The organism is Allobosea sp. 01N443, from assembly GCF_056399325.1.
This window is the reverse complement of sequence record NZ_JBFTRC010000177.1, coordinates 1-11,989: the sequence shown is the minus strand read 5'-3', so window position 1 is coordinate 11,989 and position 11,989 is coordinate 1. Positions and strand designations below refer to the sequence as shown.

Below are 11,989 nucleotides of genomic sequence, written 5' to 3'. Positions count from 1 at the left end.
CGCCGCAGGGCGCGAGACCTCGCCCGACACCAAGCCGGACCGCCTTTGACGGCATCGATGCCGGCCGAGGCGCGGCGGCCTATGGCAATCGCGGCGCAGCCAGCCGTGGGCAGATCAGCATGCCGGCGGGCCGCGGCGGCGGAGGCGGAGGCGGACAGATCGGCGGCGGAGGTCGCGGCGGCGGCGCTCACATCGGCGGCGGCGGCCGTGGCGGCGGTGGACATATCGGCGGCGGCGGTGGCCGCGGGGGCGGTGGTGGCGGTCGCGGTGGACGGCGCTGATTGGGGGACATGATCATGGCACATCACGCTCGGTTTTCAGTCCCGGTCTCGCTCGCTGTCCTGATGATGGCGGGCCCTGCCGCAGCCCAGCAGAGCTTCCCCTCACCCGATGCGGCGTCCGCTGCGCTGGTCGAGGCGGCGCGGGCGCGCGAGCCTGGCGTGCTCGATCGGATCTTCGGGCCGGGGGCCCGCGACGTGCTGAGCACGGGCGATGCCACGCTGGACCGCGAGCGACTCGACCGGTTCAACGAAGCTGCGGCGGAATCCGTCACGCTGACACCGCGCGGCGACGCCGCTCGGATCTTGACGCTAGGGAAGCGAAAATTCGAGTTCCCAATCCCGATCGTGCGGCGCGGCGAGGCCTGGATGTTCGATGTCGCGGCCGGTCGGGACGAGATCCTCAACCGCACCATCGGCGAGAACGAACTGCGCGCCATCGAGGCCTGCCAAGCCTATATCGGCGCCCAGCGCGAGTATTTCCGCACGGACCATGATGGCGACCAGGTGCGCGCATATGCCCAGAACCTGATCTCGACGCCCGGCACGCAGAACGGGCTGTACTGGCCGAGAACCGGGCAGGCCGATGTCAGCCCACTCGAGGGCGCCCTGAGCGAGGCCCTGCTGGATCGCGGAAACCGGACCTATGCCGGCTATCGCTTTCGAATCCTCAAGGCACAAGGACCCTGGGCACCCGGCGGCGCGCATTCCTATGTCGTCAACGGCAACATGATCGCTGGCTTCGGCCTCGTGGCCTGGCCAGCCGAATGGGGCAAGACCGGCGTCATGACCTTCATCTGTGGACATAACGGGGTCGTACTGCAGAAAAATCTCGGCCCGAAGACCAGCGCGATGGCGGAACGCCTGCTGCGCTACGACCCCGACCGCAGCTGGGCCCGGGTCGAATAGGTGGGCGCGCGCGGCAGCATGCCCGATATCGACGAACGAACGGGCCATGGCCGCCGGCCGCTCCATAGTCTCGACAACTCCAAGTAACCGAGGAGAAAGTGAGGGCCTGTTCCACTGCTGTAACGATGAAGCCCCCGTGGTTCGCACTGGCCTCGCGCCGCGCTCATCCAGGATTCGTCATGCATCCCTCGGTAGAACTTCCTGCCTTGATCCTGGCCGCTGCCTGGCTGGTCGTCCTCATTCGATCGCGAGGGCTCGCGCTGGCCGTCCAATTGCTGATTGGCCTGATCTACCCGTTCCTGTGGTTCGCCTATGGGCTGATCGACGCGCCCCTGCCCATTCTCGTGCCATACGTCCTTGCGGCAGGGGCGGTGGTCTACGCGCTTCGGGGCGATAAGGGCCCGCTCGTCTTGAAGTCGTCCTACGTGATGTCTGCGACACTCGGGGTGCTCACGGTCGCTCTCCTCGAATACTGGCAGCACCTGCCAGCAGGCTAGTGGACGTCACCGCGAGACGACTTGCGGTAGCGCCTGCGCCTTTGGCCCCCGAGTGGATTGCGCGCGCTGGAGCGGTTCCCGCGAGCCATCGAGTTCCCGTTCCGCCACCGGTGCCGTGGCCCCGAGAATGAACAGCCTGGTGCCGAGGTTCCGATCCCTCCTGCCGTGCCGTCGTTCCCGGGCACCGGATCAACTGGAGAGACGAGGGCGCCCCTTGAAATTGGCGATCAGCTCGGCGAGCGGGATCAGCCGATGYGAAACCATACCGCCAACCGGGGCGGAAGGGCTCGTGAATATCGCAAAGCCAGTGGCCTGAACAACCGGGGCAAGCTCCGGCAGCGAGAAGGCCATCTTCATCAGCTCGAACGTCTCGCCGGCATCGGCGACGCGCCCAATATGCAGCCGCACGGCTTCCGCAGTCTCTTGGGGCGATGCGCGAAGCAATTGCCCAAAGGCATCCGCCGCGGCCCAGACAGCGGCGTAGAATGCCAGCGTGTTGTCGAACATGCGGCGGGCATCGCCATGACCAGACGCGGCGCTGATTTCAGCGGCGGAGTGGAGCATGCTGATGAAGGCTTCCAGCCGGCCAGCAATCTTGGTCGCCTTCGACCGACGGGAAAACTCGTTGAACATCGTCGCGTCCATCGTTTGGGCTGAGGACGCGATCATCCGCGCAGGCGAAATCGGACAGACCGCAGCGTAAATTTTCATTGTCGAAGCTGCGCTAACACAGCGCTTCGCGCTGCAATTTGCGCCTTCACGCCAATAAATTGCTATTCTCGGCCAAGTGCCGACAGCGCTTGCCCACCAGCCTCGCAAGGTCAGCCGCAAGCGTTCTGCCCGCGAACCTGCAGGCATGTCCGGCGGCCATGCGAATACCTGAATCAGCAGAGTCCCTTACGCGCGATATCTCAACGTCCACAATAAGGTGAGAACCGCTCTCGCGACCAAATTATGGGTCTTCCCTGCCAAGGTTTCGTCCTGTCGGGCCGCGATCTGTCTGACCATCATCTGCGTCCACAACAGGTCTCGGCCAAGACGATTGAGGAATGGCCCGCACTGTTACACTCTCGTTGACGGGGGGATGGGCGGCGATGCTGGATGCGAACGAATTTGGGGATGCGGTCGCCATGCTCTACGAGGCCGCCGCCGTTCCGGAGGTCTGGCCGACGGCGATCGCGCGGTTGGCGGAGATCGCCGGCTGTACCGGGGGGCTACTCTTCGTGCATTCCCGACAGGGCACGAACTGGGTCGCGTCGAGGGAGTTTTCGCCGGTCTTCCAGCGCTTCCTGGATCAGGGCTGGATGGACCGGAACGCCCGCATGGCCGGTCTTCTGGCGCATGGCGGGACCGGGTTCGTGACCGATCACGACCTCTTCACAGAAGACGAGCTGGCCGAGACCGCGCTCTACCGCGATTTCCTGCGGCCCGAGGGCTATGGCTGGGGCACGGCAACGAATGTGCGTTCGTCCTCGGGCGAGACCATCGTCTTCACACTGGAGCGCAAATTCGAGCTGGGTCCGGTCTCCCGTCGCGAGACAGAACTGCTCGACAGCGTCCGCCCGCACCTCGCGCGGGCCGCGGTTCTGGCCTCGAAGCTGCAGATGCAACGCGCTCAGGTCAGCCTCGATTCCTTCGAGAAGGCCGGTTCTCCGGCTGCCCTGGTCGGCACCGGCGGCGCGCTCTGCGCGGCCAATCCGGGCTTCGAGGCGCTGATCGGGCAGATCGTCGTCAGGGCAAGGGACAAGATCGCGCTTGAGGATCCCCGTGCGAACGCGCTGCTGCAAAAGGCGCTGGCCGATCTCGGGCAGGACCGGGTTGGCGATACCCGCTCGATCCCGGTGCCCTGCCGGGGGGATCGCCCCGCGTTCATCGTCCATGTGCTGCCGGTTCGCCGCCAGGCGCGGGATATCTTCTCGCGCGCCCAGGCCCTGCTCGTCATCACGACAACGGCCCGAAGCCTGCGGATCGAAGCCTCGCTGCTGTGTGAGCTCTACGATCTGACCCGGGCGGAGGCAGCCATCGCCGGCGGGCTCCTGGAGGGCAGCACGGTCGAGCAGCTCGCACTGTCGCGCGGGGTCGGCCGGGAGACGGTTCGCGGCCAGGTCAAGGCAGTGCTCGCGAAAACCGGCAGCCGCTCGCAGGCCGACTTCATCAGGCGGCTGGCTCCGTTGACGCTGTCGGCCTGAGCAGCGGGCCAAGGCGGGCATCACCAAGCCGGGCGGCGCCGGGCTTTCGGTCGGGCCGCCCTGCCCCCGCCTCCTGAGTTGGGAGTGAGCAACAGCCTGTCGGAGGCCGGGATGGCTTGGTCGGAGACGGTGCAGAGGGCCGCGCGATCGGCGGCCCTCCTCTTGTTCACCTTGAGCTTCCGGCCAGGGCCGATATCCCCGGAATCATTCTCGCGGGCTGTTGGCCAGGCGTCCGGTGTCCGGCCGGTCCAGATCGAGATGCCGGGTTTCCGGGATCAGGAAGCCGGTCAGCAAGGTGATCGCGGACACGACCATGAGATAGACGAGGAACAGCGAATGCTGGCCCTGCTGGGCGAGATAGGTGTTCACATAGGGCGCGGTGCCGCCGAAGATCGCGGTCGCCAATGAGAGCGGCCCGCTCACCCCGGTCGCCCGGATCTCGGTGGGAAACACCTCGGCCCAGACCGCCGTGTTCACCCCGAACAGGCAGGCCAGGATCAGCAGCGCCGCGATCATCGCCGAGAGCAGTCCGCTGAACTGGTTGGTGATCATGCCGTCCAGGGTGAAGGTCAGGGCGATGAAGCCAAGCCCGAACAGGATGATGAAGGGCCGCCGTCCGAACCGGTCGGCGAGCCAGCCGACCAGCGGGATCGCGGCGAAGAAGACCGCTTGCGCGATGAGGCTCGCCGTCAGTGCCGACTTTGCATCGAGGCCACGGCTGATCTGGGCGAAGGTCGGGCTGTAGATCAGCCAGGTGTAGAACATGATCGAGCCGCCGGCGGAGAGGCCGAAGACCACGGCGACGCCGCGCCAGTTCCGTGCAAGCGGGGCTAGGCCCGTCGTCTTGGCGGCCTGCTTCTGCTTCTTCTCGAAGCTGGCCGTTTCCGTGAGCTTGCGCCTGAGGTACAGGCCGTAGAGCCCGAGCAGCCCCCCCATCGCGAAGGGGATGCGCCAGCCCCAGCTTTCCAGGGCCGCCCGTTCGAGATTGGCATTGAGCAGGAGACCAGTGCAGGTCGCGATCATCGTGCCGAGCACGACGCTCATCCACGACGTGCTGCCATAGAGCGCGCGCCGGTGCGACGGTGYGCGCTCGACGAGATAGGTCACCGATGTGCCCATCTCGCCGCCATGGGCGATGCCCTGGGCGAGGCGTGCAACCAGCAGGACGACGGAGGCAAACAGGCCGGCCGAGGCATAAGTCGGGGCGCAGGCGATGACCACGCTGCCGCCGGCCGTCACCAGCATGGCGAGCGTCAGGCTGCGCTTGCGGCCGACGCGGTCGGCGTAGAGCCCGAAGATCAGGCCACCCAGCGGCCTGGTCAGGAAACCGGCCGCGAATACGGCCAGAGCCGCCAGCAACGCGGCCGATTTATCGTTCGACGGAAAGAACTGAAGCGCGAAATAGGGAGCGAAGATCGTATAGATCGCCCAATCGAACCATTCCAGCGTATTTCCGAAATTGACTGCGATCAGATCCTTGATGCGACGTGAAGTCGGGGCGCGATCCGCCAGGGATAGCTCGGCCGTTGACATGGAATTCCCCTCTTATTGCTTGGTTCTTCGGTTCAAAAATCGGTGAAACCGTCAGCGCAAGGTGGAGCGCCCTTCCAGCCCTTGCCGCGCGTCTCCGTCCGCGCCCGGAACCCGCATCTCGAAGATGTCCTTGACCACCGTGTAGTCAAAATAGCCGAGGCGAGCGATCGGCTTGATCTTCTCGATGTCGAGCTTTCCACTCGGCAAGATGACGGCGTCATCGATATGGATCTTCTCGACCTGGGCGAAGACGATATCGATGGAGCCGACGGGAGAATTGCCTTTGATCCGGTGAGTGCTGACATATCTGCACTCGAACTTGACCGGGCTTTCCCTGACCATCGGAATGCGGGCGTTATCGGCGTATTCCCGGGTGACGTTCAGGCGATCGAATTCGCTCTCATGCGCGGGCAAGGCCATCGCGCTGATGTTCACGGCCTCGCGCAGGTCGAAGGTCGCCATGTTCCAGACGAACCAGCCCGTCTCCTCGGCATTGAGGACCGTGTCCTTGCGGCGACCGTCTGGATACTGGTTCGCTGAGAACATCACCATCGGCGGGTCGAAGGTGAGGTTCTGCCACTGGCTGTAGGGCGCGATGTTCTCGACGCCGGCTGCGCTGACGCTCGACAGCCAGCCGATCGGCCGCGGCACCGTGCAGCTCTTGAATGGCGAAAACGGCAAGGGACTGGGCTCGAGATGGGGGGCGTATTTCAAGGATCATTCCTCCGGCGACGACATTGAACATCGATAATATGCGACCGATATATCGGATGAATAATGGTTTGGAAAGCCGGCGCGGATGAGGTAGGCGGAATCGAACGCCGCTGCGGATCTGCGCAGCGACACAGCACGGCGCGGAAGGGTGAGATGAACCAGTCGGAAGAAGCCGTCGCCGTGCTGCAACGCCTGATCGTCCGGGGCGAATTGAAGCCCGGCTCGATGGTCTCGGAACGTCATCTGATGGAGTTGACCGGGCTCGGCCGGACGCCGGTGCGGGAGGCGATCCAGCGCCTCGCCCTCAGCTACATGGTGCGGATCCACCCCAACAAAGGCATCGAAATCCCCGGCATCTCGATCGAGGATCAGCTCAGCGGCCTGGAGGTGCGGCGCGCCAACGAACTGCTCGCGGTGGAGCTTGCCTGCGCGCGCGCAACGCAGAAGGACATTGCCGCGATTGAAAAGTTGGCGGCCGTGCTTGATGGCGAATTCACGCTGCACGACTATTCAGAAACGGTCGGGCAGACTCACGCGCTGATCATCGAGGCGGCGCATAATCCCTATCTCGCGGCCCTGATGACGCCGCTGCAGTCCCTGTCGCGGCGCTTCTGGGTCATGCATGTGCGCGACGAGCAGCAGGAGATCGCGCGCGGCAAGCGGCTCCACCAGCAGATCCTCAAGGGCATCGCCAGCAAGGATGTGGCCGCAGCCAGCACGGCGTCGCTGACGCTCAACGCCTACCTCGTGGAATTCGCCCTGGCCGTCGTCGGACGGATGGCAACGCCACGATAGGCCCGGCGAACCAAGGGAAGGCCGGCGAGGGTCAAGACGGTCATGGCCAGACAGAATGTCCGTGCGCCGCGCTCCACCGTCCGCGCGGAGCGAGAGCGTGAATTCCCAACTCGGCTTACGGCGTTGGCGTCCATACGCCGGTTCGGTGCAGTCGGGATGAGGAGCGGAGTTCTAGCGCTTTGCCGTCGTGATCGGTCCCAGCGCGAGAATGCTGTCATAGAGCGCGAGCGCTTCGTCGACGCGACCGGCATAGCAGACCGAGCGCGCGCGGAGCTGCGTCTCAGCTGCGTCATGCAGCCGCTCCGACGGCAGGATCGCGGCCTCGCCATGATCCTCGATCAGGGTGATGGTCGTGATCTCCTTCGCGGCGCATTCGCGGGCAAACCCTGGCTCGCCCTGCGCCATTGCACCCGGCACCATCACCAGGTGGACGCCCAGGACAGATGCGGCAAAGACACGGCAAATTCCGGTGATCGGGCCAGCGGCTCTCGAAGCAGCCATCACGTCTCTCCTCGTCCTGCGTGCAGGGAGCAACCATCCGAAGCTGTGGGAGGCTGCCAACTCCGGCCCGGTTTCGGACCGATGCACAATGCTAGGCAAACGCTTCGCATCCGCATCATCGAAACCGATGAGGCCAGCGACCGGATCATGGCCGAGAGCGGATTGGGCTCATATTCCTGTCCCCGCACCGAAGTGCGGGCCGAGGAGGCGTACAAGCCCGCCCGAACGTGTTCAGGCTCTTAGAGCAGGCCCCTGCGAGGCACGAACCGGCGGCGTCGAGTTGTGCAGCAACTGCAGGAGCTTGCCCTGTCGGGAGGTGCCGGTCTTGGCGAAGATATGCTGCAGATGGGTGCGAAGGGTCGGCTCGCTTATGCCCAACATATCGGCCGCTTCCTTGCCGCCCAATCCCTCGGCCAGCGCCAGCAGCACGCGCAGTTCGCCACCGGTGAGCCCATGCAGCCTGGCAAAGGCCTCGCCCGGCATCAGCGGCGCCTGGGCAGGGTCCTGCATGAACACGGCGCAGGATGCGGCAAAGGGGGCAACCGTGCTGCGGCGCTGCCCGGACGCGACTGGAAGGAAGGTTGCGACATAGCCGGTGCCCCCGGCATCCGGCAGGGCCAGCGAATGCGTGTTCGTGTCAATCGCGATGTCGTCGCGCCCGGCCTGGTCGAGGGCCCGCGAGAGGCTGGCGCGCGCCGCCGGATCCGTGGGGGAAAGCCGGTTGTTCACGAGCCGGATCGAGCCACCGGTTCTGACCTGGCGCTCGGCGGCCGCATTCATATAGACGACGCGGCCATCGCGGGCGGTGAGGTAAACACCTGCAGCAAGCGCATCGAGCGTCCGTTCCAGCATCTCCGATTTCAGCACCCTGATATCCAGCGCATCGGAGATGGCGAGCGCGCGGCAGACATGCGGCGCGAGCAGCTTGAAGAGGTCGATATCAAACTTCTGATAATACTCGATCTTTTCGCCGCGAGAGGCGTGCAGCGAGGCCATGCGGCCACCGGTCCGCAGGGCCGGAAACCAGATGATGTCCTGCACGCCGAAGGGCTTCAGCACATCGCTGAAGAACCTGCTCTCGACCAGTTCGGAGTGATTCATCGAGAGCGCGCTGACATCGCCGAGATTCGCGACGACATCGGCAGCGGCCATAGGACTTTTCGCATAATGCGTTCCGAGCTGCACCAGGAACTCCGGCGGATACCCGAAGACGAAGAGCTGGTCGTTCAGCACCTGCCGGAGATCGTGGACGCAGATTCCACCTGCCGTGCTTTCGCAGAGGGCGGCAATGCTTCGGCAGGTGTCGGGCCAATGTTGGGGGTCGAGCGCACAATCATAGATTCTACCGATTGTGTCGGATAACGCCTGGGCCGAGGCTCCGTCGAGATCAGCCATGTGCAATCCCCAGCCCGTCAGTTGCCGCGAGTACCTGCTGTTATTGTCGCCAGTGGGAAAATGCTGCACCACACTGAAGAATGACGCAACCGGATTGACTCGAAATACTCGATCCCTGTGCTTTCTTCCAAGTAATATGACGCAAGGTTAATCATCGCTTCCGTCGCTCGTTCCTGTCGCTCCAGCGCGCGGAATKAAAGTTCGCAGTTTCGGCGAAACCCTGCACCAGCACTCAGGATCCGACGCGCGGCGCGAGATCCAATGCGGTGTCAGACCGTTTCATGCTAGCGCGCCCGGATGAGGTCAGCGGCAGGCGGAGCAGCAAGCAGGCTCATTGGTTCCGACGATGTGCCAGCTTCAGTCGGATGCGTAGCATCGCGCCTCACCACGCTCCGACATCGCCACTCCAGGAGGCTACCATGCTCGCTTCGGCTCCTGCGCTCCCGCTGGCTACAGACTGCCCCCTCGAAATCCCCCGGCTGCAGCCTGTCCCGCCGCCGGTCCACCAGCCTTCTGACCTCTGYGGCACTGCGGCAACCACGAAGGCGGGGCCTGCCGCGGCCCCGCTGCAGGTCACGCCGGAGCTCATGGAATTCTACCGGAACCGCGCTCATGATCTACGGGCCGAGGCGATCCGGAACGCGGAAAGCAGTGTCTGGTCCTTCCTCACGAGGATCGTTGGGCCGCGCTGACGGCACGTGGCGATGAGGTCCGGGATCCATCGCGAGCCGATGGGCCGCCCCTTGCGGCCCTCCGGGGAGCCGGAACCTGTCCGCTGCAGACCTGGCTCCGAAGCATGGCGGCACCCCTGCCCTAGATTGGCGCCGCCTTCGGCGGCGGAACATGATCACGCCCTGCGCCAGGCGAGCCACGCGCTCCAGAGCAGGCTCGAGAAGAAGCCTTCGGGCCGCTCGAAGCCGGCGCGATCGAGCAGTTCATGACAATCGGCCCTTGGCTCACCGCATGCGAAATCGCGCATCGGGCACCCTGCTCACGCAGCCTTGCGCGAGACTCTGCCCTGCAGGGACAGCGGCTGCGATGATGGGCCGATGACGTCTTCGGTCAGCCTGCCGCATTCCACCATGATCCCCTCGCCGAGATCGGCGAGCGCCATGCTGTCGTCGATCAGCTTTTCGGACAGGCTCATCGCGGCCTCGATCTGGCCGGCCTGGAACGCCATGAGGCCATCCGCGTCCTTGATCTCGGCGGCTGCGCTCAGCCGCGCGAAGCCCAGGTCCATGCAGCTCCGCAGCATCCTCATCTGCAGCACGCCAAGCTTCTGGGCGGCGTCCAGGGCGAGCCTGTTCGTCTCGACTGCGACAGTCAGAGAATTTTGCAATGGGTCCATCAGGGTGTTCGAGAGCTCAGGCATGGTCGCGTCTCCCTTGCTGTGATGGTGGGACGACAGCGCCTGGAAGGTGGCCGCGCTCGGGCCGCTTTCGGGCCGTCCTAGCCAAGATCGGATCGTCCCATCGCGGCGACCGTGGACAGCGCGGCCGATATCCGCGAACGAACCAACCGCGGCCCGCCGCAGTCTGGGATGAGGCTGCGCCGCATGCCGGGATGATGCCCGCGTTGTGCTCGTGGATGATGGCGGTTTCCTGACGGGAGAGTTCGTCGCCCCCCGCGCAAGCCGCGGGACCGCGTTGCCCGTTGACGAAGTCGTGACCCCGGCCAGGAGCCCGGCAGCCTCAACGCCGCTTGCGCCGCGCAGGGGCAGGTTCAAGATGAGATAGAGGCTTGGCTGGCTCCGTCACCGGAATGCAGGTCCGCGACGGGTTCGCTACGTGAGTTCCGTCGTTGTGTCTGAGGGAGCGTCGCATGCTTGTGAGACATCACGTCAGGGCTGTCTGGCTGCGTATCGGGGTCGTGCTGGCACTCGCTGCACTCTTTGTCGCCCCGATGGCGTTCAAATAGCAGCGCGAGACGGCGCCGAGCCGGGGAGCGGGATCCGGCCGCCCGGTTTGCGCCCGCGACAGCCGGCGGCTCAAGTCACACGCTCGCGGGTCAGGCTAAAACGTGAGTCCGCCGAAGACCTTGCGCGCGATGACTCAACGTCCACAATAAGATGAAGAGGGCCCCGCGACCGGACTGCGAACAGTCCTGGCCCGGCGACCGGCCAGGCAATCATCTGCTCCGGGCAGCCTGACGACCGACGATCCATGGGAGGGTTTCGCGCCGGTCGACCGTGGAGCCTTCCGCCGCGACCAGTCGATTTACAGGCCGGGCGCTCCGCCCATAATCACCGCAGATGTGCCGATCTGTCTTCGGGCAGGATACGATATCGGCTCCGATGATCCAGCGAGGCGACGCGCGGAATGGAACATCTGTTTTCGGCCGTCGAGCCCTATATTCACGAATATGGCGCTGTCGCCATCTTCGTGATCCTGTTTCTGGAGTCGCTCGGGGCACCTTTGCCGGGAGAATCCGCGCTGATCTTCGCCGGCGTACTCGCGTCCCGCGGCGAGCTGTCCTTGTCCGCCGTCCTCTTCAACGCCTGGGTGGGAGCTGTCCTCGGCGACAATGTCGGCTACCTGATCGGCCGGACCTTCGGCCGAGCCGTCATCCTCAAGCATGGATCGCGGATCGGATTGACACCTGAGCGCTTCAATCACGTCGAAGCGGTCTTTGCACGTTATGGTCCAGCGACGGTGGCCGCGGCGCGGTTCGTCAACATCCTTCGGCAGCTCAATGGCATCGCCGCCGGCACGACCGGAATGGATTGGCGGCGCTTCCTGCTTTTCAACGCGCTCGGCGGCGCGCTGTGGGTTGCCGTCTGGGGTGCCGGCGCCTTCTATTTCGGCACGCATATGTCCGGGATCGCGACCTACATCCCGCGATGGGGTCATGTTGGGATAAGGGTGCTCCCGCTCGTCCTGGCAGCCATCGGCGCGATCGTGCTCCTCGTCTGGCTTTGGCGCAGCCGCAAGCAACAAGGCTCGCCGCAATAGAGGTCCGAAAAGAAAACCGAGGAGCTTTCGCGCTCCGGGATGACTGAGCCCTTCCTTGGTTTAGTCAGGGCCCCTCGTAATAGGTCGCGTCGTCCTGCAGGATTTCGGGCCTTGGCGAAGTTCCGGTCTCCTTCTTCGTGCCCGGCAGGACTTCGAACCAATTGTCGAACTTGACCATTGTCGAACCGAGCTGCGCGAGCACGGCGGGATTTCCTGCCATCCTGGCC

Annotated in this window: 13 protein-coding genes; 6 read left to right on the top strand and 7 right to left on the bottom strand. The window is 64.9% G+C overall.

The genetic code is table 11. The features are described 5' to 3' along the window. The 3 genes from AC1DRP_RS29180 to AC1DRP_RS29170 all read left to right on the top strand — a co-directional run. Positions 1–281, top strand: a 281-nt coding sequence (locus tag AC1DRP_RS29180; protein ID WP_476770307.1) for a hypothetical protein, incomplete at its 5' end; no start/stop codon positions are given. A gap of 15 nt (positions 282–296) precedes the next feature. Then, complete coding sequence (locus AC1DRP_RS29175) at positions 297–1,187, top strand: DUF2950 domain-containing protein (protein WP_476770306.1); 891 nt, start codon at positions 297–299, stop codon at positions 1,185–1,187. 179 nt (positions 1,188–1,366) lie between these two features. Then, a complete protein-coding gene (locus AC1DRP_RS29170) occupies positions 1,367–1,684 on the top strand; it encodes a hypothetical protein (RefSeq protein WP_441508683.1) in 318 nt (105 codons plus the stop codon). A 189-nt stretch (positions 1,685–1,873) separates the two neighbouring features. Here the strand turns inward: AC1DRP_RS29170 and AC1DRP_RS29165 are convergent, their stop codons facing one another. Beyond that, positions 1,874–2,515 carry a hypothetical protein gene (locus AC1DRP_RS29165; protein WP_441508684.1) on the bottom strand — a complete coding sequence of 214 codons (642 nt, stop codon included), beginning with the start codon at positions 2,513–2,515 and terminating at the stop codon, positions 1,874–1,876. 263 nt (positions 2,516–2,778) lie between these two features. Here AC1DRP_RS29165 and AC1DRP_RS29160 point away from each other — a divergent pair, with 263 nt between their 5' ends. Then, entirely contained in the window at positions 2,779–3,873 is a 1,095-nt protein-coding gene (locus AC1DRP_RS29160) for a helix-turn-helix transcriptional regulator (protein WP_441508685.1), read from the top strand. Positions 3,874–4,077: 204 nt separating this feature from the next. Here AC1DRP_RS29160 and AC1DRP_RS29155 read toward each other — a convergent pair whose 3' ends face one another. After that, positions 4,078–5,406 carry an MFS transporter gene (locus tag AC1DRP_RS29155; protein WP_476770305.1) on the bottom strand — a complete coding sequence of 443 codons (1,329 nt, stop codon included), beginning with the start codon at positions 5,404–5,406 and terminating at the stop codon, positions 4,078–4,080. A gap of 51 nt (positions 5,407–5,457) precedes the next feature. Further along, positions 5,458–6,120 (bottom strand): flavin reductase family protein, encoded by a 663-nt coding sequence (locus AC1DRP_RS29150; RefSeq protein ID WP_441508687.1) that lies wholly within the window; start codon positions 6,118–6,120, stop codon positions 5,458–5,460. 153 nt (positions 6,121–6,273) lie between these two features. Here AC1DRP_RS29150 and AC1DRP_RS29145 point away from each other — a divergent pair, with 153 nt between their 5' ends. Then, entirely contained in the window at positions 6,274–6,915 is a 642-nt protein-coding gene (locus tag AC1DRP_RS29145) for a GntR family transcriptional regulator (RefSeq protein WP_441508688.1), read from the top strand. A gap of 171 nt (positions 6,916–7,086) precedes the next feature. Here the strand turns inward: AC1DRP_RS29145 and AC1DRP_RS29140 are convergent, their stop codons facing one another. The 4 genes from AC1DRP_RS29140 to AC1DRP_RS29125 form a co-directional block, all read right to left on the bottom strand. Next, positions 7,087–7,416 carry a hypothetical protein gene (locus AC1DRP_RS29140; RefSeq protein ID WP_441508689.1) on the bottom strand — a complete coding sequence of 110 codons (330 nt, stop codon included), beginning with the start codon at positions 7,414–7,416 and terminating at the stop codon, positions 7,087–7,089. A 231-nt stretch (positions 7,417–7,647) separates the two neighbouring features. Beyond that, a complete protein-coding gene (locus tag AC1DRP_RS29135; protein ID WP_441508690.1) occupies positions 7,648–8,811 on the bottom strand; it encodes a helix-turn-helix transcriptional regulator in 1,164 nt (387 codons plus the stop codon). Between the two features lie 847 nt (positions 8,812–9,658). Continuing rightward, positions 9,659–9,790 (bottom strand): hypothetical protein, encoded by a 132-nt coding sequence (locus AC1DRP_RS29130; protein ID WP_441493102.1) that lies wholly within the window; start codon positions 9,788–9,790, stop codon positions 9,659–9,661. 12 nt (positions 9,791–9,802) lie between these two features. Further along, positions 9,803–10,183, bottom strand: a complete 381-nt coding sequence (locus tag AC1DRP_RS29125; protein ID WP_441493103.1) for a phasin family protein — start codon at positions 10,181–10,183, stop codon at positions 9,803–9,805. A gap of 946 nt (positions 10,184–11,129) precedes the next feature. Here AC1DRP_RS29125 and AC1DRP_RS29120 point away from each other — a divergent pair. Continuing rightward, positions 11,130–11,762: a DedA family protein gene (locus AC1DRP_RS29120; protein WP_476770304.1), complete on the top strand. Its 633-nt coding sequence runs from the start codon at positions 11,130–11,132 to the stop codon at positions 11,760–11,762. Positions 11,763–11,989 lie beyond the last annotated feature (227 nt).

Excerpts from the sequence above, each read along its gene's own strand:
- AC1DRP_RS29140 (WP_441508689.1), bottom strand. The coding sequence starts at position 7,416 with ATGGCTGCTTCGAGAGCCGCTGGCCCGATCACCGGAATTTGCCGTGTC.
- AC1DRP_RS29145 (WP_441508688.1), top strand. The coding sequence starts at position 6,274 with ATGAACCAGTCGGAAGAAGCCGTCGCCGTGCTGCAACGCCTGATCGTC.
- AC1DRP_RS29175 (WP_476770306.1), top strand. The coding sequence starts at position 297 with ATGGCACATCACGCTCGGTTTTCAGTCCCGGTCTCGCTCGCTGTCCTG.
- AC1DRP_RS29125 (WP_441493103.1), bottom strand. The coding sequence starts at position 10,183 with ATGCCTGAGCTCTCGAACACCCTGATGGACCCATTGCAAAATTCTCTG.
- AC1DRP_RS29130 (WP_441493102.1), bottom strand. The coding sequence starts at position 9,790 with ATGCGCGATTTCGCATGCGGTGAGCCAAGGGCCGATTGTCATGAACTG.
- AC1DRP_RS29160 (WP_441508685.1), top strand. The coding sequence starts at position 2,779 with ATGCTGGATGCGAACGAATTTGGGGATGCGGTCGCCATGCTCTACGAG.
- AC1DRP_RS29120 (WP_476770304.1), top strand. The coding sequence starts at position 11,130 with ATGGAACATCTGTTTTCGGCCGTCGAGCCCTATATTCACGAATATGGC.
- AC1DRP_RS29170 (WP_441508683.1), top strand. The coding sequence starts at position 1,367 with ATGCATCCCTCGGTAGAACTTCCTGCCTTGATCCTGGCCGCTGCCTGG.
- AC1DRP_RS29135 (WP_441508690.1), bottom strand. The coding sequence starts at position 8,811 with ATGGCTGATCTCGACGGAGCCTCGGCCCAGGCGTTATCCGACACAATC.